The 23,152-nt window shown below is 51.9% G+C and carries 23 protein-coding genes; 4 read left to right on the top strand and 19 right to left on the bottom strand.

All coding sequences use genetic code 11. From position 1 onward, the window contains the following. Positions 1-42: 42 nt before the first annotated feature. The 3 genes from C7E00_RS16485 to C7E00_RS16475 form a co-directional block, all read right to left on the bottom strand. The gene (locus C7E00_RS16485) at positions 43-222 is read right to left on the bottom strand and encodes a hypothetical protein (RefSeq protein WP_239928545.1); all 180 of its coding nucleotides are present in this window, start codon (positions 220-222) and stop codon (positions 43-45) included. A gap of 104 nt (positions 223-326) precedes the next feature. After that, on the bottom strand, positions 327-953 hold the full coding sequence (locus C7E00_RS16480; protein WP_239928544.1) for a peptidase dimerization domain-containing protein: 627 nt from the start codon (positions 951-953) through the stop codon (positions 327-329). 9 nt (positions 954-962) lie between these two features. After that, positions 963-1,187 (bottom strand): hypothetical protein, encoded by a 225-nt coding sequence (locus tag C7E00_RS16475; protein ID WP_239928543.1) that lies wholly within the window; start codon positions 1,185-1,187, stop codon positions 963-965. A 142-nt stretch (positions 1,188-1,329) separates the two neighbouring features. Between C7E00_RS16475 and C7E00_RS07725 the strand changes: the two genes are divergently transcribed. Continuing rightward, on the top strand, positions 1,330-1,731 hold the full coding sequence (locus tag C7E00_RS07725; protein WP_105303746.1) for a hypothetical protein: 402 nt from the start codon (positions 1,330-1,332) through the stop codon (positions 1,729-1,731). Between the two features lie 22 nt (positions 1,732-1,753). On the opposite strand, the gene C7E00_RS07720 is transcribed toward C7E00_RS07725, so the two are convergent. The 8 genes from C7E00_RS07720 to nusB are packed head-to-tail and all read right to left on the bottom strand — an operon-like array spanning position 1,754 to position 10,135. After that, a complete protein-coding gene (locus tag C7E00_RS07720) occupies positions 1,754-2,698 on the bottom strand; it encodes a tyrosine-type recombinase/integrase (RefSeq protein ID WP_105303745.1) in 945 nt (314 codons plus the stop codon). Continuing rightward, on the bottom strand, positions 2,688-3,857 hold the full coding sequence (locus C7E00_RS07715) for a DNA polymerase IV (protein WP_105303744.1): 1,170 nt from the start codon (positions 3,855-3,857) through the stop codon (positions 2,688-2,690). The genes C7E00_RS07720 and C7E00_RS07715 overlap by 11 nt, the downstream gene beginning before the upstream one ends. 3 nt (positions 3,858-3,860) lie before the next feature. Continuing rightward, complete coding sequence (gene recN, locus C7E00_RS07710; protein WP_105303743.1) at positions 3,861-5,507, bottom strand: DNA repair protein RecN; 1,647 nt, start codon at positions 5,505-5,507, stop codon at positions 3,861-3,863. Then, a complete protein-coding gene (dxs, locus tag C7E00_RS07705) occupies positions 5,504-7,363 on the bottom strand; it encodes a 1-deoxy-D-xylulose-5-phosphate synthase (protein WP_105303742.1) in 1,860 nt (619 codons plus the stop codon). The genes recN and dxs overlap by 4 nt, the downstream gene beginning before the upstream one ends. Positions 7,364-7,376: 13 nt before the next feature. After that, the gene (locus C7E00_RS07700) at positions 7,377-8,216 is read right to left on the bottom strand and encodes a polyprenyl synthetase family protein (RefSeq protein WP_105303741.1); all 840 of its coding nucleotides are present in this window, start codon (positions 8,214-8,216) and stop codon (positions 7,377-7,379) included. Next, positions 8,213-8,422 carry an exodeoxyribonuclease VII small subunit gene (gene xseB, locus C7E00_RS07695; RefSeq protein ID WP_105303740.1) on the bottom strand — a complete coding sequence of 70 codons (210 nt, stop codon included), beginning with the start codon at positions 8,420-8,422 and terminating at the stop codon, positions 8,213-8,215. The genes C7E00_RS07700 and xseB overlap by 4 nt, the downstream gene beginning before the upstream one ends. Next, complete coding sequence (gene xseA / locus C7E00_RS07690; RefSeq protein WP_105303739.1) at positions 8,397-9,761, bottom strand: exodeoxyribonuclease VII large subunit; 1,365 nt, start codon at positions 9,759-9,761, stop codon at positions 8,397-8,399. Before xseA ends, xseB begins: the two co-directional genes overlap by 26 nt. Next, entirely contained in the window at positions 9,758-10,135 is a 378-nt protein-coding gene (gene nusB, locus C7E00_RS07685; protein WP_105303738.1) for a transcription antitermination factor NusB, read from the bottom strand. Before nusB ends, xseA begins: the two co-directional genes overlap by 4 nt. Positions 10,136-10,248: 113 nt before the next feature. Here nusB and C7E00_RS07680 point away from each other — a divergent pair, with 113 nt between their 5' ends. Further along, on the top strand, positions 10,249-10,812 hold the full coding sequence (locus C7E00_RS07680) for a DUF5662 family protein (RefSeq protein ID WP_204378588.1): 564 nt from the start codon (positions 10,249-10,251) through the stop codon (positions 10,810-10,812). Here C7E00_RS07680 and C7E00_RS07675 read toward each other — a convergent pair. The 7 genes from C7E00_RS07675 to C7E00_RS07645 form a co-directional block, all read right to left on the bottom strand. Beyond that, positions 10,809-11,792, bottom strand: coding sequence for an ABC transporter ATP-binding protein (locus C7E00_RS07675; RefSeq protein ID WP_105303737.1), 984 nt, complete (start codon positions 11,790-11,792; stop codon positions 10,809-10,811). The genes C7E00_RS07680 and C7E00_RS07675 overlap by 4 nt on opposite strands. Next, positions 11,785-12,813, bottom strand: coding sequence for an ABC transporter ATP-binding protein (locus C7E00_RS07670; RefSeq protein ID WP_105303736.1), 1,029 nt, complete (start codon positions 12,811-12,813; stop codon positions 11,785-11,787). The genes C7E00_RS07675 and C7E00_RS07670 overlap by 8 nt, the downstream gene beginning before the upstream one ends. A gap of 3 nt (positions 12,814-12,816) precedes the next feature. Then, on the bottom strand, positions 12,817-13,764 hold the full coding sequence (locus tag C7E00_RS07665) for an ABC transporter permease (protein WP_204378587.1): 948 nt from the start codon (positions 13,762-13,764) through the stop codon (positions 12,817-12,819). After that, on the bottom strand, positions 13,764-14,723 hold the full coding sequence (locus C7E00_RS07660) for an ABC transporter permease (protein WP_105303735.1): 960 nt from the start codon (positions 14,721-14,723) through the stop codon (positions 13,764-13,766). The genes C7E00_RS07665 and C7E00_RS07660 overlap by 1 nt, the downstream gene beginning before the upstream one ends. A gap of 63 nt (positions 14,724-14,786) precedes the next feature. Continuing rightward, the gene (locus C7E00_RS07655; RefSeq protein WP_105303734.1) at positions 14,787-16,550 is read right to left on the bottom strand and encodes a peptide ABC transporter substrate-binding protein; all 1,764 of its coding nucleotides are present in this window, start codon (positions 16,548-16,550) and stop codon (positions 14,787-14,789) included. 233 nt (positions 16,551-16,783) lie between these two features. Continuing rightward, the gene (locus C7E00_RS07650; RefSeq protein WP_105303733.1) at positions 16,784-17,539 is read right to left on the bottom strand and encodes a CPBP family intramembrane glutamic endopeptidase; all 756 of its coding nucleotides are present in this window, start codon (positions 17,537-17,539) and stop codon (positions 16,784-16,786) included. A 66-nt stretch (positions 17,540-17,605) separates the two neighbouring features. Continuing rightward, a complete protein-coding gene (locus C7E00_RS07645; protein WP_105303732.1) occupies positions 17,606-19,114 on the bottom strand; it encodes an IMP dehydrogenase in 1,509 nt (502 codons plus the stop codon). 95 nt (positions 19,115-19,209) lie between these two features. On the opposite strand from C7E00_RS07645, the gene C7E00_RS07640 reads away from it, so the two are divergent. Both C7E00_RS07640 and C7E00_RS07635 read left to right on the top strand, forming a co-directional pair. Continuing rightward, positions 19,210-20,922 (top strand): proline--tRNA ligase, encoded by a 1,713-nt coding sequence (locus C7E00_RS07640; RefSeq protein WP_105303731.1) that lies wholly within the window; start codon positions 19,210-19,212, stop codon positions 20,920-20,922. A gap of 103 nt (positions 20,923-21,025) precedes the next feature. Next, positions 21,026-21,355, top strand: coding sequence for a hypothetical protein (locus C7E00_RS07635; protein WP_105303730.1), 330 nt, complete (start codon positions 21,026-21,028; stop codon positions 21,353-21,355). A 29-nt stretch (positions 21,356-21,384) separates the two neighbouring features. Here the strand turns inward: C7E00_RS07635 and C7E00_RS07630 are convergent, their stop codons facing one another. Continuing rightward, positions 21,385-23,151: an NADH-dependent [FeFe] hydrogenase, group A6 gene (locus tag C7E00_RS07630; protein WP_105303729.1), complete on the bottom strand. Its 1,767-nt coding sequence runs from the start codon at positions 23,149-23,151 to the stop codon at positions 21,385-21,387. Between the last annotated feature and the right edge of the window lies 1 nt (position 23,152).

The raw sequence follows: 23,152 nt of genomic DNA, 5'->3' as shown, positions 1-23,152 counted from the left end.
GGTTCTGATCAGAGAGAATTCTGAACCGGAAAGCCGGATGGGTTATCTGTTGATACCGAACAGTTTTCCTTCTTTCTGATGCGCCACATTATATCTGTGTTCTTCTTTCATACGCCTGAAAAGCTCAGGATTCTGGATCAGGTCCAGTGCGGTATCAGCCAGAACTTCTGCGCTGAGCGGAATCATTGCCATTCCTTTCTTAGAGGCTGATGCTTTGACCATGTCTGGAGATTGCCCTGCAATCTTATGATCCGTGATGCTCAAGGATGGCTTAATCGTAGGAACCACCTGAGAGATATTGCCGACATCGCTGCTGCGGCCATGACTTAGAAGGACTGTGGCTTGCTATGAAGACCAAGCAGATTCAGATTCTTTTCATAGAGCCGATCAAGGCCAGGGGTCAACACCATTTTATCATACTGATCATGAAGCGTATCCATCGCTGCTGCCCGGGTATCATATTTCGACTTCGTAAAATCCGGAATCACATTGGGTGCAGTTCCGCCATCGGTGATGATGCTATGGATTCTCACATCCGGAGTCAGCTGCTGACGCAATACGCAAAGACCGTTATAGACAAGGATCTGTGCATCCAGCGCATTTTTTCCGTTTTCCGGGCATCCTGCCGCATGAGCAGCAAGCCCATGAAATTCAATGTCCATCGGCGCACAGCCGAGAGTCCTGGAGGAAAGCATATTCTCAGCACTTGTTCCAGGATGAATGCACAGGGCAGCGTCAACGTTTTTCAGATATCCTTCTCTGACAAAACTCCCCTTTGCTGATCTATTCTGACCCCCTTCTTCTCCTGGCGTTCCGTATACTCGTACTTCTCCTCCGGTTTCTCCGATCACCTGCAGCAAGGCTGCTCCAGCCAGGGCAGAAGCCGCCCCGAAGAGATTATGCCCGCAGCCATGTCCGAGCCCTACCAGTGCATCATATTCCGCCAGGAACACAATGACCGGTCATTCCTCGGGAAAACGCTTTCTTGCCGCAAAACCAGTCCGATGCCTGGCTGCCGGCAGGTCAATCTCAAATCCTTTTTCTTTCAGTTGTTCACTCAGCAGCTTTGACGCAAGAAACTCAAAATCAGAACCCTCCGGGTGTTCATGAATCTCCATGGAGATTTTCTGATATTTCTTCTGATGTGAAACCATGAATTCATGGATCGTAGTGCGAGGATCAATCATGCTAGTTCTCCTTTTCGGTCTACTGTTTCAGCATGGATCAGTCATTTCCAGTTCAGCAACGATGCGCATGGACAATCCGGTCGGTTTCGATTCCAGAACCAGGCAAGTCGGGTTATAATATCTCTCAGTTGGAGGAAACGTGATGGATAAGAAGACAGCGTGGAAAACAAGACGTTCAGTAATCTATGGTGCATACTGTCTGATGATTGCGCTGATCACGCTTCTTGCCTATCTTTATCTCCGCAGCAATCCCGCTGCAGCTGCAAATCGTTCCGATTTCTTCTACCGGATGTTCCGCTACTGCCTGATCATCTTTGCAGTGACGGTTCCGTTTCTGAGCATCATCGGGTTCATCAGCGGTCTTCAGGGAATGCATCGCCATCAGGGAAAGCTGAAGTACCGGATCTTCGGAATTGCTTCCTGCGGACTCTTTGCTGCATTGACGGTCTACATGATCTGCTGCATTGCAGTTCCGCTGCTGACCGATTACAAGCATGTACTGAAACTGGATCTGGTCAGCCTGCTGATGGAATGGCTGTTATGAAAAGTGAGATGCGATCTGCATCTCATTTCTGTTTCTTCTGCTTTTTCCATGGTTTAACTACAATGTCCCCGAGATCTTCATTCAGCTCGCCGGGATGATGTTCATCATAGCTCTTGCGGAGGGTTTCATTGCCGGTATGCGTATAGATCTGAGTCGTGGAGATGGAACTATGTCCGAGCATCTCCTGAATGGAGCGCAGATCTGCTCCCCCTTCCAGCATATGCGTCGCGTAGCTGTGACGCAGTTTGTGGGGAGTGAGTTTTTTCTTAAAACCCAGTTCTGTTTTCTTCCTGCGCATGATTTCTTCAACTGACTGAGTCGTGACTTTGTTTCCCAGCCGGTTCACGAAGAACAGATTGGATTTCTTCTTTTCATACAGCGGTCTTACTGTATCCCGGTAATGCTTCAGAATCGGAATGCTGCCATGGGGGATCGGAACGATCCGTTCTTTATTTCCTTTTCCTTCTACCCTCACAAACCCGGTTTCCAGATCTACCCGGTTCAAGGTAAGTCCGACGGCTTCAGAAACCCGCAATCCGCAGGAATAGATGATTTCCAGAATTGCATGATACAGGCACTGACGAGGATCCGAATCATCAAAGCTGCCAAGCAGAGTTCTGATTTCTTCTACGGTTCCGTAAACCGGAAGCTTTCCCGGACCGCGATGAACTTCCAGGCTGACGGAAGGATCCGGTGTTTCATAGAGAAACGAAAGATAATGATGAAATGAACGGATGCTCGATGCCATCCGGGCAATCGAAGAAGGCGCTTTATGCTGAGCCTGCTGGGTGATGAAGGATTCTACCAGTGCCGGTGTGATGTCTTCAGTGTCGCTGACTCCCTGCTCGTTCAGAAAATTCAGATAAAGCTCCAGGTCCTGAAGGTAAGAACTGACTGTACGCGGACTCTTGCCTTCATTCATCGTGAGTTCTACCCGATAGCGTTCCAGAGCCCGTTCAGTCTTCATGGTGCTCCTTCAGAAGCGCACTTGCCCGCTTCAGCCGCAGGCCGCCAAGTTCTTCATTCAGATCGCTGAGGATGCTAGCAGTCGCTTCTTTCTCCGATTCTTCCAGATTGAAGAGATTTCTGTCTTCCTGTTCTGAATGGAATTCGCTTAAGGTAAGTCCGAGCAGACGGACCGGATCCTGTTCCCAGTTTTCATTGAACAGACGGATTCCCTGCTCAAACAGATCATCCGCTTTCCAGATCGGATGATCAACATGCATGGAGCGATCCGCATTGGAGAAATCCGAATAGCGGATCCGGATCGATACCAGCGAACCTGTCTTCCTCACTTCGGCAAGTCGTTTCGAAAGCCTTCGGGACAGTGTGCGCATCATTCCGCGCAGCTCATCATAGTCAGTGACATCTTCGAGGAACGTTTCACTGACGCCCATGGACTTCGGATCCGTTTCCAGTTCGATCTGCCGATCATCATGCCCATTAGCCCTTGCAATCATCTGTTCGGTATTCTTTCCGAAAATCCCCCGCAGCTGTTCCGGATCCTTCCATTGTGCAAGGTCTCCGATCGTGCGGATGCCGAGTTCTTCCAGGAAAGGCAGTGTCTTCTTTCCGACCCCGCGCATATCAGCAATCTTCAGAGGCCAGAGCTTCTGCGGAACTTCGCGGATACGCAGTACGGTGATTCCCATCGGCTTCTTCATATCTGAAGCCATCTTGGCAAGAAAAAGATTCGGACCGATGCCGATCGAACATGGCAGTCCGAGTTCATCTCTCACCCGATGCTGCAGCTGAAACGCCAGATCCAGAGGACGCGGAAAGCGGAAAATGGCATCGGTCATATCGGCATAGCATTCATCAATGCTTGCCTGTTCCACGATGGACGTATAGCTTCTGACAATTGCGATGAACTCATTGCTCAGCTCTTCATAGTAATTAAAATGAGGTGCCACGACGACCAGATCGCGGCAGAGGTTCTTCGCCTCTGCAATCGGCATTGCACTGTGCACCCCATAGGCTCTTGCTTCATAGCTGGCTGTGGAAACCACGCTGCGGCGCGTCTGTCCGGAAACGGCCAGAGGCTTTCCTCTCAGCGTCGGATCCAGCAGACACTCCGCATTGGCATAGAAGGCATTCAGATCAATATGAAAGTATACCCTCGACATTCATTACTCCTGACTGGACCGGTAGAGTTCTCTGGCAGCAGCTCTGGAAGCCTCCGTGACTTTGCCGCTGGAAATCAATGCCAGCTGCTCGATGAATTCTTTCTGCTTCAGCGGGGTCACATGCGTATGCGTCCGACCAGAAGATTCTTCCTTGGACACCAGATATGCATGCTTCGCACAAGCCGCAACCGGAGCAAGATGCGTCACACTGAATACCTGGCAGTCCTCTGAGATCGCCCTCATCTTCTTTCCGATCGCGTTTGCAACCGGACCGCTGACTCCGGTATCGATCTCATCAAAGATCACTGTCTGAATGCCCTGCAGCTTCGAGAAGATCTGCTTCAGGCCAAGCATCAGCCGGCTCAGTTCCCCGCCGCTGGCAGTCCTGGAAAGAGGCTTGAGGTCTTCACCCTGATTCATGGAAATCAGAAATTCCACCCGATCCATTCCGGATGCAGATGGCTTTGCCTGGACAATCTCCGTATGGAAGCGGGCATTCGGCAGCACAAGATCCTTCAGATTTGCCGCAACTAAAGAATCAAGAGAAGGAGCCCCTTTCTTCCGGAGCTTTGACAGCTGTATTGCTGCCTTCTCATAGACTGCATACGCATCATGGATCTTCGTTTCCATCTTCTCCAGATATTCTTTCCGATGGGAAATCCGCTCCACCTGTTCTTCCAGTTCTTTCTTCTTTTCGAGAATATCGGGAATCGTGCGTCCGTATTTCCGCTTCATCTTCTGGATCGTGAACAGGCGTTCTTCCATCTCGTTGACATCGTCTTCGGAGAGATCCATGTCTTCGAGACTCTTCCGGAGCGTATCGATGGCATCATTCAGATTGTAATAGCTGTCGCTGATCTCCGTCTTGGCGACAGTAAGCACATCGCTGTCCTCCAGTCCCTGCACAGAGCGATTCAGTTCATACAGCGGCTCGCTGACTGAATTATCAAACAGATCCAGGATGCCATTCAGCTTATCAAACGAAGCTTTGACCGCCTTGTACTGCTTCTCCTTAGCAAGCAGTTCTTCTTCCTCTCCTTCCGAAAGCTTCGCTTCCTCGATCTCGGAGATCTCAAAATTGAAATACTCCAGATCATTCTCATTGTAGGTTTCTGTCAGCGCCGCATCACGTTCCTTTACGAGCCTGTCGTAGACAGAAAAAGAATCCGCGACTTGCTTCAGCAGCGATGAATCATTCAGATAATGATCCAGGAGATGGATATGAGAACTCACATTCAGCAGATACTGACTGTCGCGCTGACCGTGAATATCAATTTCATTCTGAAGAACTTCCTTCAGAAGCGAAAGCGTCGCAATGCGATGATCAATCCGGACTGTGCTCTTGCCGCCCGAAGTGATCTCTCTCGTGAAGGTCACTTCATCCTGTTCCACCTCAAAACCGGCATCTGCGAGAACTTCACATGCATGCGAATCCCGGCTGAGATCAAACGTTCCTTCGACAATTGCTTTCTCTGCTCCCTTCGAAACCAGAGAAGCACTTGCACGGTCTGCTTTCAGAAGACTGATCGCATCAATCAGGATTGATTTGCCGGCTCCGGTTTCTCCGATGAATGCGCTGAAGCCATCATCGAAATCCAGATTCAGTTCATCAATCAGGACAAAATTCCGAATATACAGGTGTCTGATCATAACAACTCCATCAGTTTCTCATAGAGCGAATTCAGGTCGATTCCTTCATCTCTGCGCAGAAGATTCACAGCCCCTTGCTGCACATACTCATCTCCGATTCCCATCCTGGTGAGATTCATCGTCTGATGGCTGTCGCACAGATACTCGAGAATCGAAGCCGCCAGCCCCGACTCCTTCATATCAGTTTCAAACACGATCACCGGAATTCCACGCTTAGCGAACTGGTCAATACATGCAGTATCAATCGGCTTGAAGAATCTGCAGTTCACCACAGTGACCGGAAGATTGTTGACCTGGATCTTGCTGAGAATCCGATCCACATCAGGGCCATATGCAAATACAGCAGCCTTGTTTTCCGGAGCATCATGGAAGACGCTCCAGCTGCCGACCCGGATCAGTTCTGCCGGCGGCAGCTGACGGCAGCTGATCTCCCCGCGCGGATAGCGAATCGCAAACGGATGCGAAGACGCAAACGCCGTCTTCAGCAGAGACCTGGCTTCGGCAGCGTCTTTAGGCTGCGCGAGGATCAAGTTCGGAATCGGTTTCAGGAAACCGATATCAAAGACTCCATGGTGGGTCTCGCCATCTTCACCGACCAGTCCGGCCCGATCAATGCCGATCACTACCGGCAGATCCTGCCGGCAGATATCATGATTGATCTCATCATAAGCGCGCTGAAGGAAAGAACTGTAGACTGCCATGAACGGATGCATTCCTGAGGTCGCCAGACCAGCCGCAAATGTTGCGGTATGTTCTTCGGCAATGCCGCAGTCAAACGAACGCTCCGGATATTTGGCGAAGAATTCATTCAGGGCGCTGCCATTGATCATGGCCGGTGTCAGCGCAACGATCGAATCGTCTTTGTCAGCTAGCTCTGTCACAGTATCCGCAATCAGTGCAGACCAGGATTTGAAGCCGGCCGGCGTTTCATGAAGCTGCTTGCCGGTATTGATATCGAACGGACCGACGCCATGCCATACGCCTTTGCGGTCTTTCTCGCATGGTGCATAGCCCCTGCCCTTCTGGGTGATCACATGGACGACCACCGGTCCGCCATGTTCTCTGGCAACAGTCAGCACCCGAATCAGATCCCGGATATTGTGTCCGTCGACCGGACCCATGTATTCCAGATTGAATTCTCCGAAGATGCCCTGATCCACCAGAGAGTTCTTGACGGAATCCTTGAAGTTCTTCATGCCATGATACATGACTTTGCCGAACTCGCTCTGATTCAGGCCGACCTTCATATTATTCTTGAATTCGTTGTAGCTTCTGCCTGCCCGGAGCCTTGCAAAGCCTCTCGTCATAGCACCTACATTGCGGGAGATGGACATATTGTTGTCATTGAAGACAATCACCATATCCCGGTGCTCTGAACCGATCTCATTGAGTGCTTCCATCGCCAGCCCAGACCCCAGCGCACCATCGCCGATGACCGGAACGATGCTGTAATGATCATGATGAAGATCTCTGGCCACAGCCATGCCTAAAGCAGCACTGAGACTCGTGCTCGAATGTCCTGCTTCCCAGACATCATGCTCGCTTTCCCGGCGTTTCTCAAAGCCGGAGATGCCGCCATACTGACGCAGAGTCGGGAATTCTGCTGCTCTCCCGGTCAGAATCTTATGCGTATAGCACTGATGGCCGACATCGAAGAAGATCTTGTCTACCGGAGAATGAAACACATAATGGAGCGCAATGGTCAGCTCGACGACTCCGAGATTGCTGGCCAGATGCCCTCCTGTTTTTGAAATATTCTCGATAAGAAATGTCCTGATCTGTGCAGCAAGTTCATTCAGTTCGCTGACACTCATGTCTTTCAGGAATTCAGGATTCTGAATCTTCGTAAGATCCATAGAAAAAGCACTCCTACTTTCTGCGCTTCTGCATCCCCTCTAGCCGTCTGATCAGCGCATCGGACTCAAATTCTGACATCTGACGGATCTGCTCCATACCGCTTGCATAAAGCTGATTCATCAGATTCTCAGCCTGCTCCATCCCCAGAAGAGAGACTGATGTCACTTTCTCATTGCGGGCATCAGAATTGCTCTTGCCGAGCTCTTCTGCTGTTTCCGTAGCATCCATGATGTCATCCTGCACCTGGAATGCAAGGCCGATGGTATCACCGACCTTATGCCATGCCTCTATTGTAGCATCATCCCGGCCGGATATCACTGCGGCGATCATGAATGGCGCCGAAAACAGGCACCCCGTCTTATAGCGATGAACCTTTCTGAGATCTTCCCACCCGTGAACCTGATCCTCTTCGGTCGTATCGAGGCACTGTCCGTAAACCATTCCGGAAGGCCCTGCCATCCGGCTCAGGATGCCGATCGAACGCACGACGCGGTCTGCCGGCTCCTTGCTTTCTGCAGCAACCTCAAATGCATAAGTCAATAAACCATCGCCAGCTAGAATTGCCGTTGCCTCATCAAATTGCTTATGGCAGCTCGGCTTGCCTCTGCGCAGGTCATCATTGTCCATCGCCGGAAGATCATCATGAATCAGCGAATACGTCTGAATCAGTTCCAGCGCGATTGCAAATTCATTGCCGCGCTCCGGATTCAGCCCGTAGCCGGCCAGCGTATCATAAAGAAACATCGGGCGAAGACGCTTGCCTCCGCTCATCAGAGAATATTCCATCGCATCTCTGGTGCGGCTAGGAGTCACGCGCTGAATCGCCTGTTCCAGCAGTTCTTCGAAGTTCATTGTGCTTCCCCTGAGGTCTTTCCGCTGAGTTCTTCGACCTTCTTCTCAAACGAAGAAAGCTGAGTCTGGCAGCTTTTCACGAGATTCAGTCCTTCCTCAAACAGGGCGATGGTTTCTTCCAGGGGTTTCTCATTGTTTTCCAGCTGGCTGACAATTTCTTCCAGCCTTGCCATAGACTGCTCAAATGTCATTTCCTTCTTTGCCATGATCGATCTCCTTTTCTGATACAGCTTCGACGGTTCCCCGGAAACTGCCTGTTCCAAGCAGCACGCTGACTTCATCACCAGGTGCTAATTCTTCTGCAGACCGGACTGCTTTCTGATCTTTCATTGTGATGCTATAGCCGCGGCTCAGCACTTTCAGCGGACTGTATGCATCTAACAGAGATGCATCGCGGTTCAGACGTTCTCTCTGCACGACTGCATCTGCTTTAGCAGCATGATTCAGATTCTGAGACGTCTCCTGAAGCTTCAGCTGAGCATCGGAAATCCTCTGTCCGGCTGCCAGAACCAGAGCATGGCGGCTGTCTTCCAGTGACTGATTCAGGCGGTAGGATACCGTATTCAGAAGTCTGCGGAATTCGAGCGACAGCGTATTCAGCCGCAGCTGAGGCTCGGTATATAAACGCATCGGATTCCGGAAGACCGGAGACTCCGACAGTGAATCAAGAGCTTTCTGCTCCTTGTTCATGCGATGATTCATATCCACGATCAGCCTGGAGCGAAGCGAGGAAAGAGACGCTTCCACTTCGCGGATGTCCGGACTGCAGCGTTCTGCGGCACCAGTCGGAGTAGGAGCCCTCAGATCGGAGACGAAGTCTGCGATCGTGAAATCCACTTCATGACCGACGCCGGTGATGATCGGGGTATTCAGCTGATAGATCGTTCTGGCAAGCCGTTCATCATTGAACGACCAGAGATCCTCAATGGAGCCTCCGCCTCTGACGAGCAGAATCACATCAAACCCCATCGTGTCTGCCTTCTTCAGTGCATCGATGATCTGAGCAGCACTTTCCGTTCCCTGCACAAGCACCGGGAACTCAGCAATCGAGGCAATCGGCCATCTTCTGCCAAGCGTGTTCAGCACATCTGCACGGGCTGCCGTATTCTTTCCGGTAACTAATGCAATGCGCATCGGATAAGGCGGAATCGGCTTCTTGTGAGACTCATCAAATAATCCTTCTTCAGCAAGCTTTGCCTTGAGGGCTTCATACTGCAGAAACAGATCGCCGATCCCGGCTGGCTTCATGCCGGTGACCAGCAGCTGCATCTCGCCTCTGCCCTCATAGACTGAGACATCTGCCTGCACGATGACCTTGTCCCCGTCTTTCGGCATCCAGGTCATGCGCCGGTTCGCACCTGCAAACATGACGCAGCGCATCTGCGCACCGGCATCCTTGATCGAAAAGTACCAGTGTCCGCTGCGATAGGCACTGAAGTTCGAGATCTCGCCTTCAACCAGGATTCCCTGGATCAGAGCATCGTTTTCAAGCTTGCTTTTCAGGTAGCGGACCAGGGCGGTGACAGTTACCGTCCTCTGGCTCATATGCGGTCAAGCACTCCGTTGATCAGCTTGAATGAATCCGGATCGCAGTATTTCTTGGCAAGCCGGACATATTCATCGATGATCACGGCAGCTTCGATCTGCTTGAGATCAAATTCGGCACATCCGCAGAGCAGGATTGCCTGCTCCAGATATCCGAGGCGATCAAACGTCCATCCTTCCAGCACCCGATCGATATAGCCGTGATAGCGGTCGGTATTGGCAATGGCAGTATGGATCACATCAGAAATATAAGGATCTTCAGAAAGTGCTCCCTCGGGAAAGTTATCCTGGATCAGTTCATCCGGGTCTCTGGGAACGATAAGATTCTGATAGACCGTGATCATTGCTTTTTCTCTATTTTCGTGACGGTTCATGGAATCCTCCGGGGTTTATTCTATCATAATGACCGCTTTTACTGTGAGGTTCTGAACCATTTGCGAGAGATCAATTGCAAGTGATTCAGAGAGAGAATTAAAATATCCGTTGTATGAACGAAGCGAAGAAGAACATGTCTTTCTGGCAGAGATTCACAGGCCATCTGAAAACTGTGCATCACCATCGTGCCCTGGTGCGGAAGTACTGCTTTGCGTGCGGCCTGTACTGGCAGGGACTCACCCATGATCTCTCGAAATACAGCCCGACGGAGTTCATTCCTTCCGTGCACTATTACCAGGGATGGAGAAGCCCGTATCCGGTCGAGAAGAAGGAAAAAGGATACTCGATGGGATGGCTGCACCATAAAGGCAGAAACCCGCACCACTGGGAATACTGGTATGACACGATCACCGGCGTATGGCAGCCGGTGAAGATGCCATACCGCTATCTGATCGAAAGCATCTGCGACCGGATCGCTGCAAGCCGCACGTATCACAAAGACGCCTATAAGAGCTCGGATGCGCTGAACTATTTCCTTCAGCATCATGGCGATCAGTACATGCATCCGGAAACGGCGAAGGAAATGGAAAAGATCCTGCGCATGGTAGCCGAGAATGGCGAGGAAGATACGTTCCGGAAAATCCGCCAGTCATTAAAAGAACACCGCGAAGTCTAGCGATGTTCTTTTGCTTCTTCCAGGAAACATGCCGTCCAGTGTCCCGGTTCGTGTTCTTTCAGCTGCGGTTCTTCCTTCCGGCAGCGATCCGTCGCAAACGGACATCTTCCGGCAAACCGGCAGTGCTCCGGCGGATCGATCGGGCTCGGCACTTCCCCTTCGAGACGGATCCGCTTCTTTCTGCGTTCTGCTTCGGCTTCCGGATCCGGTACCGGAACTGCCGACATCAGCGCCTGCGTATACGGATGCCGGGGATCAGAATACAGTTCTTCCGAACTGGCAAGTTCCACGATCCTCCCGAGGTACATGACTGCTACCCGATCAGAAATATGACGAACCATCGAAAGATCATGCGCCACGAACAGATAGCTGAGATGCAGTTCCTTCTGCAGTCTCTGCAGCATGTTCACGACCTGAGCCTGGATGCTCACATCCAGAGCGGAGATCGGTTCATCGAGAATCAGCAGTTTCGGATTCACCGCAAGGGCTCTGGCGATGCCGATGCGCTGCCGCTGGCCGCCGGAGAATTCATGGATGAAGCGGTTAGCATGTTCGGCATTCAGGTCCACCATTTCCAGCAGTTCATAGATTCGCTTCGTGCGCTCTGCTTTCGAAGAGACCATATGATGGATATCCAGACCTTCTGCAATGATATCGCTGACGGTCATGCGGGGATCCAGCGAAGCATACGGATCCTGGAACACCATCTGTGCTTCCTTGCGGAACTGCATCAGTTCTTTCCCTTCCAGCTTAGCGGTATCTTTTCCATGGTAAAGCACCTGCCCGGCGGTCGGCTGATACATGCCGATCAGCGTTCTGGCACAGGTCGTCTTCCCGCAGCCGCTTTCGCCAACCAGTCCGAGGGTTTCCCCGGCGTGAATCTGAAACGACACGTCATCCACCGCATGAAGTTCATGTCCCTTTCCCGCCGGAAAGTATTTCTTCAGATTCTTCACTTCCAGCACGACTTCTTCAGACATGGAATTCCTCCTTCACGAACGGTGCATCGTCCGGCGTTTTCTCCAGGGCATACAGCCAGCAGGATGCTTCGTGGTCATGCTCAAACCGGTAGACCGGAGGCTGCCTGTTCAGACATGCCTGCATGCAGTACTGGCAGCGGGTGCAGAAACCGCACCCAGCCGGCGGATTAAGCAGATCAGGCGGAGTGCCGGCAATGGCTGTCAGCTCGCCGCCGCGATCCTGATCGAGACGAGGCACTGCACTCAGCAGCGCATTCGTATACGGATGGCGCGGATGATGAAAGATTTCATGGGCAGAACCATGCTCGACGATCTTGCCTGCATACATGACCGCAATGCGGTCAGCGATGCTTGCTACGACGCCGAGATCATGCGTGATCAGAATCACGCTCGTGCCATTTTCTTTCTGCAGATCACGGATCAGATCAATGATCTGAGACTGAATCGTCACATCGAGTGCTGTCGTCGGTTCATCGGCAACCAGCAGCTTCGGCTTGTTGGCAAATGCAATTGCGATCATGACCCGCTGACGCATGCCTCCGGACAGCTGGTGCGGATACTGTTTCACCCGCTGTTCCGGCTGCGAGATGCCGACTTTTCGCAGCAGATCGACTGCTTCCTTCTCTGCTGCTTTCTTTGATATCCGGTTATGATGACGCAGTGTTTCGATAATCTGATCGCCGATGGTCATCGTCGGATTCAGTGAAGCCATCGCATCCTGGAATACGATAGCGGCGTCGCCGCCATGGTATGCCTGCATGCGCTTCTCTGAGAGCTTGAGAATATCCTGTCCTTCAAAGAGAATATGGCTTTCCGGATCGATGATGCCAGGGCGGTGAGTCAGCCCCATTACGGTTCTGGCGGTGACGGATTTCCCGCATCCGGATTCGCCGACGATCGCAAGCGTCTCGCCCTGGTTCAGATTAAAGCTGACGCCGCGGACTGCCTGCACGATTCCGGCCGGGGTGCGGAAGCTGACTTTCAGGTTCTGAACCTGAAGGAGTACAGAGTTCTCACTCATGGCTTATCCCTGCCTTTCTTCGGTACGCGGATCCAGCGCATCGCGCAATCCATCGCCAAGCAGATTGAAGGCCAGCACGATGATGCACAGCGCCAGGCACGGGAAGATCAGCTGCCATGGATAGAACTGCATCTTCGTCTTGCCATCGGAAATCAGCACGCCTAGCGAAATCACATCGCCCGATAATCCCATGCCGAGGAACGAGAGAGATGCTTCCGTGAAAATATAGCTCGGAATGCTGGAGCAGAGATCCAGGATCAGAATGCCGATCGTATTCGGAAGCAGATGCTGACGGATCACCCTGTTCGCAGAAGCTCCTAATAGCTGAGCTGCCTGCACGTATTCCGATTCTCTTAACTGCATGATCTGGCCTCTGACTGTTCTGGCGGTAGAGCACCAGGAAGTGATGCACATCGCAACCAGAAGGCCGCCGGTATTCTTGCCGATAACCATCATGATCAGCAGCGTGATCAGCAGATACGGAAACGAATCGATGACTTCGATGATGCGCATCATCACCGCATCGACTTTGCCGCCGAAGTACGCCATGATGCCGCCGTACGCACTTCCGACCAGAAGCTGAATCGCAGAACATACCAATGCGACCAGGATGGAAAGACGAGCACCAATCCAGACTCTGCTCCAGAGATCCCGGCCCAGTCCGTCAGTTCCGAACCAGTAGGTGCTGTCCGGCGCAAGGTTCTTTGCTTTGGCATTGATGCTGAGGTATTCTGCACCGCTCATGCCCGGCCCGAAGATGACAAGCACCAGCATGACCAGAAGCAGAATCATCGCAAAGACTGCTACCGGGTTATGAAACAGACGGCGTCTGGCACCCTGCCAGAAGGTCTCTACGGGTCTGGCGATCTGTTCCCGGTTCTTCTGCGCCTGAGCGGTCCGGACGGTTTCTTCCGGAGAGAGGACAGGCATCGTTCCATCTGCTGCAATCATCAGTGCTTTCCTCCTTCCAGACGGATTCTCGGATCAACAACCGTATAGAGAATATCGGTAATGAACACGACAAAGATATAAAGTGCGGCGATGATGACCGTCTCCCCCATCACGATCGGCACATCCTGGGCTGCAACTGCATTGACATAATAGAGACCGAGTCCCGGGATCGAGAAAACACTCTCGATGAAGAAGCTCCCGGTGATGCACATGGCAACACTCATCGGCAGACGGGTGATGATCGGAATCATCGAGTTTCTGAGCACGTGGTGCATGATGACTTCCCTGCGGCTGAGTCCTTTAGATTCTGCCGTGAGCACGTATTCCTGATTCATGACATCGAGCATCGAAGTCTTGAGGAGTCTGGAATAGCTGGCGATATAGCCGAAGCAGCCGGCCAGAGTCGGCAGGACCGTATACTTCCATCCGGAAGTCCAGACATGCGTGCTCGGCCAGCCGATGACCGGAAACCATTTCAGTTTCGCGGCAAAGACCGCCTGCAGCAATAGTGCAAACACCAGGCTCGGCACCGAGATCAGCAGAATGCTCAGCACAACCACGAAGTAGTCCCAGAAAGTTCCCTTCTTCGCTGCTGCAAGAATGCCAAGCAGAATTCCGACGGTAACTCCCAGAATCATCTGTTGCAAGCCGAGTCTTGCACTGACCGGTCCTTTCTCGGCAATGATGGACTGGACAGTTTCTCCCTGGTAGATGATGGATTCTCCGAAGTCGCCATGGGCAAGTCCTTTCATCGTGATGACATAGCGTTCCATGACCGGCTTGTCCAGTCCATATTTCTCATACATGCGTTCTGCTACCTGCTCCGGCAGCTTGTCCACCCGGGCACTTAATGCATCGCCAGGCGTCAGGGCAAGCAGGAAGAAGGTTGCTGTCGCAATCAGAAACAAGGTCAGAATCGAGGTCAGAAATCGCTTGAGTATATATTTGGCAAATTTCATGAAATCTCCTAAGTAAAACGAAGGAAGACAGAAACCACCAGTTCCTGTCTTCCGCAAACAGAATCAATGCTTGACGATATAAGCTCTCGAAAACTCAACATCTGCACCGAACAGCGGGAAACTGAGTCCCTTCACATAGCTCTGTGCATAGATCTGCGCATTCTCGAAATACAGCGGGCATACACCAGCCTGATCCATCAGAATCTTCTCTGCCTGCGTGAACAGATCAGCGCGTTTGCTTTCATCCAGGCTGGAATCTGCCTGTTCCATCAGCGCATCATAATCTGCGTTGCTGAAACCGCCCATGAACTTTCCATAAGGGCTTGTGGAAGTGAAGAGATCCAGGAAGTTTGCCGGATCATCATAGTCGGCATACCAGCCCATGACATAGAAATCATACTGATAGCTGTCACGCGCAGCCTTCCAGGTAGACACATCCGGATACGTTTCCACATCCAGCGTCACACCAAGCTTATCAGCGAGCTGCTGCTTAAACCACTCATTCTCATTTGCGGTGAGCGTCGTGGAGTCGTATACAATCGTGGTCAATGTGACATCTTCCGGAGTTCCGGAAACGCCGGCTTCTTCCATGCCTTCCTGGAACAGTGCCTTCAGAGCATCCGGATCACTGGCAAGCTTCTGATCTTCATCGCTCAAGAGAAGATCACCGGCAATCGAACGGTATTCCTGACCATTGACCGTGATGCCATTCGGAACGAGGCCATAAGCCGGAGTCGACAGACCATTCTGGAACATCTCATTGAATTCCTCACGGTCGAAGGCAAGCATGATGGCCTTGCGGACCTTGGCATTGAGCATCAGTCCGGAAGGACCGCCGTTTCCTTCTTCATGCATGTCAAAAGAAATATACGAAGAAGACGGAGTATCGCTGACGATGTGCTGGAACGAACCGTCATCGACCAGAGACTGCCACTGATCAACATATTCCAGATCGGTCAGCTTCAGCACATCGACCTGCTGTGATTCCATCAGCTGTGCCTGGGTAGCAGTTTCATCAACCACACGCAGATTGACCTGAGTGAGCTTGACATTGTCCTTGTCCCAGTACTGGTCATTCTTCGTCAGGGTCATGGAGTTCTCCAGCACACGGTCCGAAATCACGAACGGTCCGTTGAAGACATGCAGCGTATAATCATTCGTCCAGTCCTTGCCAGCTGCTTCGGCTGCATCGATCAGATCCTTGCGGATCGGATACATGGGCACCATGCCGACTTTCTTGATGAAGGAAGGATCCGGAGCAGCCAGGACTGCAACCAGGGTGTAATCATCCGGTGCAGATACCTGAACATCTTCAGCAGAGCCAGTTCCTTCATAGTATTCCTCTGCTCCGGCGATTCCGGATGCCAGGAAGTAATACGGAAATGCATTTTCAGCCGTCAGAAGACGGATCCAGGAATCCACATAGTTCTGAGCAGTGACCGGCTGGCCATCGCTCCATTTGGCGTTCTCACGCAGATGGAACGTATAAGTCAGATTGTCATCGCTGATCTCATAGCTTGTGCAGCCGGCATTCTCGGTCTGGTCCACGCCATTCTCATCCGTGAATGTCCGGAACAGTCCTTCCTGTACTTCGGTCAGTACCTGCATCTCATTGGAGTTGCGGGCATCATTGACATCGAGCAGGCTGAGATCGGTATAAACCAGATTCAGAACCTGTTCATCAGCGAGTTCTTCACTGCCATCTGCTGCTGATGCAGAAGCACCAGCAGCAGAGGATGCAGTTTCCGCCGTGGAAGAATTTCCTCCGCAGGCGGTTAATGCGAGGGCAATGGCAGTGGCGAGCACGGCACCGAAAACCTTTTTCATAATCTCCTTCTCCTCCAGGATTTACTTCATTTCATATACAAAAAAGGAAGCTTCATTCCACTTCCTGACAGAGTGCTGTTCAATCATTTCAAAAACAAGAGCAGATTCTGTCAGTATTCCAGATCACTCCTGCAACAGCACTTCATGGTTCTTCCTCCCTTTGCTTGCAAGGATCATACTTCCGCCTCTTCGAGATGTCAACTGAAACAATTTCTTGTCCTGACTCCGGAAAATCATTCCGGAAGCGCATCTTCCAATAGAAACAGGTAGCATAGCGAAAGCACGCCCAGCGGCAGAAATACTTCCAGATACAGCAGAAACGGACCGGAAGAAACTGCCACTTCGCCAAGCTCCGGCTGCAGATCGATCAGGATATGCGCAATGATCGGCAGCGTGAGAGAACCGGAGATCGCACGCAGGGAATAGAGGGCAAGGCCGATCATGCATGCATAGAAAACCTGGATCCAGACCTGCGCAGCATTATCACCATGGAGATTGCTCAGATGCAGCAGTCCGAACAGCAGCGAGGTCAGAATCCCGGTAAGCAGGATCGGATATCTGCACTTCGAAGTCCAGCAATGAATCGCATCGGCTGCGTATCCCCGGACCATGGTTTCTTCAAATGTCCCGGCAGCCCCTGCTAATAGAACCACTCTGAATACAGCATGCATGTCTTCCTGAAACAATGCTGCAAGATTGCCTGGCACATCCATAATCACGATCAGATAGCAGAAATAGAAAACCGCCAGGAATACCGCTGTCCAGATGGGCACGGCTTTCCAGGATCCCTGCTTCAGAAGCGGCTTCGGCATGGAGAAAAGATACAGGATCAGACACAGGATTGCATACAGGAATCTGCCGATGGCATAGGCATCGGTCCCGAATCTCTGATCGAGAAACATGCTGAGCATCCCGTATCCGAAAAAGGCTGAGGAAAAGATCAGAATGGGTTTCCAGATCTTCTTATGAGAATGCTTCTTTTCTGTCACTGTTTCCTTCCTTTCCAGATCAGAAAAAAGAACACAGGCAGCCGTTCTGCCTGTGCGTCGTTCTGATTACTTGTTGAATGAAGTATCCTTGTGCTTGACCATGACGTCGTGAGCTCCGCCTTCGACAATCGAGGTTGCAGAGACGAGCGTGAGTCTTGCCTTGCGCTGCAGCTCCGGAATATCAAGGGCTCCGCAGTTGCACATCGTGGATTTGATCTTGGAGGTCGTCATCAGCACATTATCATGCAGGAAGCCGGCATACGGAACATAGGAATCGACGCCTTCCTCAAAGGAGAGCTTCCTGCCCTGGCCGAGATCATATCTGCCCCAGTTGCGGGCCCGGTTGGAACCTTCGCCCCAGTATTCCTTGACATAGGAACCATTGATCATCAGCTTCTCGCCAGGTGCTTCTTCAAAGCGGGAGAAATAGCGTCCCAGCATGACGAAGTCTGCACCCATAGCAAGTGCAAGGATGATGTGGTAGTCGTATACGATGCCGCCGTCGGAGCAGATCGGAATATAAGTGCCGGTCTTCTCGAAGTACGCATCTCTTGCCTTGGCAACTTCCTGAACTGCGGTTGCCTGGCCTCTGCCGATGCCTTTGGTCTCGCGGGTGATGCAGATACTGCCGCCGCCGATGCCGATCTTGATGAAGTCTGCGCCTGCATCAGCGAGATAGTTGAATCCATCCGGATCAACGACATTGCCAGCCCCGATCTTGACGGAATCGCCATAATGCTCGCGGATCCAGTGAATGGTCTTTGCCTGCCAGCAGGTATAGCCGTCGGAAGAATCGATGACCAGAATATCAACGCCCGCATTGAGCAGAGCCGGAACACGTTCCTCATAGTCGCGGGTATTGATGCCGGCGCCGACCATGAAGCGCTTCTCATGATCCAGCAGTTCATTCGGATGAGCCTTATGGCTCTCATAGTCCTTGCGGAAAACGAGATAGGCAAGATGATCGTTTTCATCGACCAGCGGGAGCGTGTTGAGCTTGTGCTCCCAGATCAGATCGTTGCAGGTGCTCAGGTTGTCAGTAGAACGGCCGACAATCAGCTTCTCGCGCGGGGTCATGAATTCTTTTACCTTCGCATCGAGACTGACATGTCCGATCCGGTAGTCGCGGCTCGTGATCATGCCTAAGAGCTTGCCGTTTGCAGTGCCATCTTCCGTGACTGCCATCGTGCTGTGTCCGGTCTTGTCGAGCAGTTCCAGCATTTCCGCAATCGTGGTATCCGGCGTGACATTGGAATCAGATGGCACATAGCCTGCTTTATAATTCTTGACCCGGGCAACCATGGCCGCCTGATCAGCAATCGGCTGAGAGCCGAAGATGAAGGAGATGCCGCCTTCCTTGGCTAAGGCAATGGCAAGACGGTCGCCGGAAACGGACTGCATGACCGCTGATACCATCGGGATATTCAGCGAGATGGAAGGTTCCTCCCCCTTTCTGAATTTCACCAACGGGGTTTTCAGAGATACATTCTGAGGAATATTCTGTTCTTCGGTCAGACCTGGTACCAGAAGATATTCACTGAATGTATGAGATGCTTCCTGATAATAAGTAGCCATGCAGATTCTTTTTCCTCCCTAGTTTATTTGGAACATTATAACTCACAACTTCATTCTGTAAATGATATAATCAGACCCGATAAAGAGGACATTTTATGAGATTGAAGAACAGTTTCTTCTACACCCTGAGAGAGGATGTAAAAGACGAAGATTCCATCAGCGGGAACCTTCTTGTAAGAGCAGGATATATCCGCAAGAGCTCTGCAGGAGTATATATGCAGATGCCGCTGGGCTTCCGCGTCATCAGCAAGATCGAGGCAATCATCCGCGATGAGATGGACCGCACCGGCTGCCAGGAGCTCCTGATGCCGGCATTGATTCCGGAGGAAGTCTATGTAGCTTCCGGTAGACGGGCAGGCTTCGGCAAGGATATGTTCACGCTGAAAGACCGCAAAGGCATGCCATACTGCTTAGGCCCGACGCATGAAGAACTGTTTGCGGCAGCTGCGAAGATGCAGATCCGTTCCTACAAGGATATGCCTTTCTCGCTGTATCAGATCGAGACGAAGTTCCGCGATGAGCCGCGGCCTCGCTATGGTCTGGTCCGGGTCAGAGAGTTTGCGATGAAGGATGCCTATACCTTCGACAAAGATGAGGCCGGACTCGATGAAGCGTATGCAAAGCAGTTCCAGGCTTACAAGAACATCATGGACCGCCTGCATCTGAACTATAAGATCGTCCGGGCAGATACCGGCGTCATGGGCGGACTGCTCTCCGAGGAATTCCAGGCAGTTACCCCGCTGGGTGAGGATATTCTCGTGCTCTGCGACAGCTGCGATTTCTCCAGCAACATCGAAGTCGCTCCGTGCGTTCCGGAAAAACCGGCAGAGCAGGAAGCCGAACTCGAGAAAGAGCTCATCGAGACGCCCAACAGCCGAACCATCGAAGAAGTCGTCAGCTTCCTGCATAAGGACGTAAAGAAGTTCGTGAAGACACTGATCTACAATGTCGACGGAAAGCCGGTCGCAGTCATGGTGCGCGGCGACCGCGATGTGAATGAAGTCAAGCTCCGCAAGCTCTATCAGGCAGACAGCGTCGAGCTGGCTGATCCGGAAATGGTAAAGGAAGCTACCGGTGCGGATATCGGCTTTGCCGGTCCGATCGGCATCCGCTGCGAGCTCGTTGCGGATCCGGAAGTCACCTATATGCAGAATTTCGTCGTCGGCGCAAATAAGACCGGCTACCACTACACGAATGTGAACCAGAAAGACTTCAAGGCAGATAAGGTTGCTGATGTGAGAAATATCATGGAAGGCGATATCTGCCCAAAGTGCGGAGGCAGGATTCATTTCGCGCATGGGATTGAATGCGGCAACACCTTCAAGCTCGGCACGAAGTATTCCAAGGCGATGGATCTTCAGTATCTCGATGCAGAGAATAAGCTTCAGTATGTCTGGATGGGAAGCTACGGCATCGGCCCGGGCCGCTGCATGGCTGCGCTGGTGGAGCAGAATCATGATGACAATGGCATTGCCTGGCCAGCAGACATCGCTCCGTATGCGGCAGCGATCGTCATCATCTCCACAAAGGATGAAGTTCAGAACCAGGTAGCAGATCAGCTTTATCAGGAGCTGCAGGATCTCGGCGTCGATACGATCCTCGATGATCGCGATGCCCGCCCTGGCGTCAAATTCAAGGACATGGATCTGATCGGCATTCCGTTCCGGATCACGGTCGGCCGCGGTGCGAAAGACGGAATCGTGGAATTCAAGCCGAGAAATGGAGAAGCAGAAGAGCTTCCGGTCGACGCTGCGGCGAAGAAAGTCAAGGAACTTCTCGAAGCAAGCCGCGTGAAAGTCCAGCATTGATTCGATTCAGGCAGAGGAAAATCTCCTCTGCTTTCTTTATGCCCTTTCCGATTTCTGTTTCTTATCATGAAGTCAGAATGGATGATAGTCAGGAAGAAGAAACATGCTGAAACTGCTGGCAGAACATCCCGAAGCCCTGCTGAAAGCAGCGCCCGGAGAGATTCCATGTGATACCGTATTCACCAATGCAAGGATCATGAATATGTTTACCGGAAAAGTCCTGGATGGAGACGAGTACGTATGCGAAGGCTTCATCGCTCATGCGGAATATGATCATCCTGAGACCATCGATGTCCCGGTAAAAGAGACTGTCGGTTGCGGCACTTGCTCTAATGGCTGCACTGGAAATCAAGATGTCGGATCTCGGCATGATCGATCCTGCAGCTCAGGAATTTGTTCTGGTTTTTCATCAGAAAAGTCCGCCCTGCAATAATACAGGGCGGACAGGAGAACGAGTAATAGTCAGTCGCTGAAGATGTGGAAACGCTGTTTCGGCGTATAGGTCGTATGGAGCAGTTCCTCAGCCAGCTCGCTGCCTGGCGCACCGAGGAAGTCTTCATAAGCTTTCTGGATCTGCGGGTTATCAGAGCTGACCCGGACCTCGCAGGAAGCGTCTTCATCATAGAGAGCCTTCATGCGGAGTTCCTTGTAGCCATAGCCGAGCTTGCCATTTTTGACAGAAGCAGGAACGATGGACTGGCCGCCGCCATTCAGGCATCCGCCCGGGCAGCCCATGACTTCGATAAAGGTATACTTGGAAGTGCCGTTCTTCACTTCTTCCAGAAGCGGCTTTGCGGCAGTCATGCTGGAAGTGATGGCGATCCAGAGCTTCGTTCCGCCGAGTTCTACCTGTGCTTCCTTGACTCCGGCCATGCCGCGGCATTCCATGAAGTCCACTTTCTCAAGCTTATGTCCGTCCAGTTTCTGCTTGACGGTACGGAGAGCTGCTTCCATGACACCTCCGGTTGCACCGAAGATAACGCCGGCACCTGAATACTCGCCCATGAGATCCTGGTCGAATTCCTCATCCGGGAGTTCATTGAAGTCAATGCCGAAAAGCTTGATCAGTCTTCCGCATTCTCTGGTAGTCAGGACTGCATCGACATCCGGATATTCCTGCGTCATGCATTCCGGACGATGAATCTCGGATTTCTTTGCCGTGCATGGCATGATGGACACGACATAGATATCCTTCGGATTCACGTTATGCTTCTTTGCCCAGTAGCTCTTGATCATCGCGCCCATCATCATATGCGGAGACTTTGCCGTCGAAAGATGCGGCAGCAGTTCCGGATATTCGTATTCGATATAGCGGATCCAGCCTGGCGAGCAGGAAGTGAACATCGGCAGCACGCCGCCATGACTCAGGCGTTCCAGCAGCTCATTGCCTTCTTCCATGATCGTGAGGTCGGCAGCGAAGTTCGTATCATAGACACGGTCGAATCCGCATCTTCTGAGCGCAGCCGTCATCTTGCCGGTGACTCTGGTTCCGATCGGAAGCCCGAACTCTTCACCCAGCGATGCTCTTACTGCCGGTGCAGTCTGCACGATGACGATCTTCTCCGGATCATTCAGAGCATTCACGACATCGGTGATATTCTCTTTTTCCGTCAATGCGCCAGTCGGGCAGTTGATGACGCACTGGCCGCACTGCATGCAGTCTACATCCTTCATGCTCTTGCCGTAGACCGGGGCGACAATCGTATTGAAGCCGCGGTTTTCCAGGCCGAGGATGCCGAGTCCCTGAACCTTGCGGCAGGTCTCGATGCACCGCTCGCAAAGCACGCACTTGGTTGTATCGCGGACGATTCCGTAAGAGAAATCATCATAAGAAGGCTTGGTGTGCGCTCCTTCGAATTTGTCTGTACGGATGCCGAGTTCCTCTGCCAGAGTCTGCAGTTCGCAATTCTGGTTGCGCTTGCAGGACAGGCAGTTCTTGCTGTGGTTGGACATGATCAGCTCAACCGTATTTCGCCGGCCCGCAAGAGCCCGTTCGCTATTGGTCCAGACTTCCATGCCTTCGCTGACCGGGGTCGTGCATGCACTTAAGAGCGAACGTGCTTTCTTGACTTCAACCAGGCAGACACGGCAGTTTCCGGACTTGTTGATATTTCTCAGATAGCAGAGCGTAGGAATCTTGATGCCGGCATTGCGTGCGGCTTCCAGAACCGTCTGACCTGCTTCTGCTGTGACGTTGCGGTTATTGATCTTCAGATGTACTTCAGTCATT

The organism is Anaerolactibacter massiliensis (genome assembly GCF_900290205.1).
GTDB lineage: Bacteria > Bacillota_I > Bacilli_A > Erysipelotrichales > Erysipelotrichaceae > Bulleidia > Bulleidia intestinalis.
The sequence above is the reverse complement of the archived record's forward strand: the minus strand, read 5'-3'. Positions and strand labels throughout refer to the sequence as shown.

Bases quoted from the DNA above. Each gene is read 5' to 3' on its own strand.
- C7E00_RS16485 (WP_239928545.1), bottom strand. From the start codon at position 222: ATGGTCAAAGCATCAGCCTCTAAGAAAGGAATGGCAATGATTCCGCTC.
- C7E00_RS16475 (WP_239928543.1), bottom strand. From the start codon at position 1,187: ATGATTGATCCTCGCACTACGATCCATGAATTCATGGTTTCACATCAG.
- C7E00_RS07725 (WP_105303746.1), top strand. From the start codon at position 1,330: ATGGATAAGAAGACAGCGTGGAAAACAAGACGTTCAGTAATCTATGGT.
- C7E00_RS07720 (WP_105303745.1), bottom strand. From the start codon at position 2,698: ATGAAGACTGAACGGGCTCTGGAACGCTATCGGGTAGAACTCACGATG.
- C7E00_RS07715 (WP_105303744.1), bottom strand. From the start codon at position 3,857: ATGTCGAGGGTATACTTTCATATTGATCTGAATGCCTTCTATGCCAAT.
- recN (WP_105303743.1), bottom strand. From the start codon at position 5,507: ATGATCAGACACCTGTATATTCGGAATTTTGTCCTGATTGATGAACTG.
- dxs (WP_105303742.1), bottom strand. From the start codon at position 7,363: ATGGATCTTACGAAGATTCAGAATCCTGAATTCCTGAAAGACATGAGT.
- C7E00_RS07700 (WP_105303741.1), bottom strand. From the start codon at position 8,216: ATGAACTTCGAAGAACTGCTGGAACAGGCGATTCAGCGCGTGACTCCT.
- xseB (WP_105303740.1), bottom strand. From the start codon at position 8,422: ATGGCAAAGAAGGAAATGACATTTGAGCAGTCTATGGCAAGGCTGGAA.
- xseA (WP_105303739.1), bottom strand. From the start codon at position 9,761: ATGAGCCAGAGGACGGTAACTGTCACCGCCCTGGTCCGCTACCTGAAA.
- nusB (WP_105303738.1), bottom strand. From the start codon at position 10,135: ATGAACCGTCACGAAAATAGAGAAAAAGCAATGATCACGGTCTATCAG.
- C7E00_RS07680 (WP_204378588.1), top strand. From the start codon at position 10,249: ATGAACGAAGCGAAGAAGAACATGTCTTTCTGGCAGAGATTCACAGGC.
- C7E00_RS07675 (WP_105303737.1), bottom strand. From the start codon at position 11,792: ATGTCTGAAGAAGTCGTGCTGGAAGTGAAGAATCTGAAGAAATACTTT.
- C7E00_RS07670 (WP_105303736.1), bottom strand. From the start codon at position 12,813: ATGAGTGAGAACTCTGTACTCCTTCAGGTTCAGAACCTGAAAGTCAGC.
- C7E00_RS07665 (WP_204378587.1), bottom strand. From the start codon at position 13,764: ATGATTGCAGCAGATGGAACGATGCCTGTCCTCTCTCCGGAAGAAACC.
- C7E00_RS07660 (WP_105303735.1), bottom strand. From the start codon at position 14,723: ATGAAATTTGCCAAATATATACTCAAGCGATTTCTGACCTCGATTCTG.
- C7E00_RS07655 (WP_105303734.1), bottom strand. From the start codon at position 16,550: ATGAAAAAGGTTTTCGGTGCCGTGCTCGCCACTGCCATTGCCCTCGCA.
- C7E00_RS07645 (WP_105303732.1), bottom strand. From the start codon at position 19,114: ATGGCTACTTATTATCAGGAAGCATCTCATACATTCAGTGAATATCTT.
- C7E00_RS07640 (WP_105303731.1), top strand. From the start codon at position 19,210: ATGAGATTGAAGAACAGTTTCTTCTACACCCTGAGAGAGGATGTAAAA.
- C7E00_RS07635 (WP_105303730.1), top strand. From the start codon at position 21,026: ATGCTGAAACTGCTGGCAGAACATCCCGAAGCCCTGCTGAAAGCAGCG.
- C7E00_RS07630 (WP_105303729.1), bottom strand. From the start codon at position 23,151: ATGACTGAAGTACATCTGAAGATCAATAACCGCAACGTCACAGCAGAA.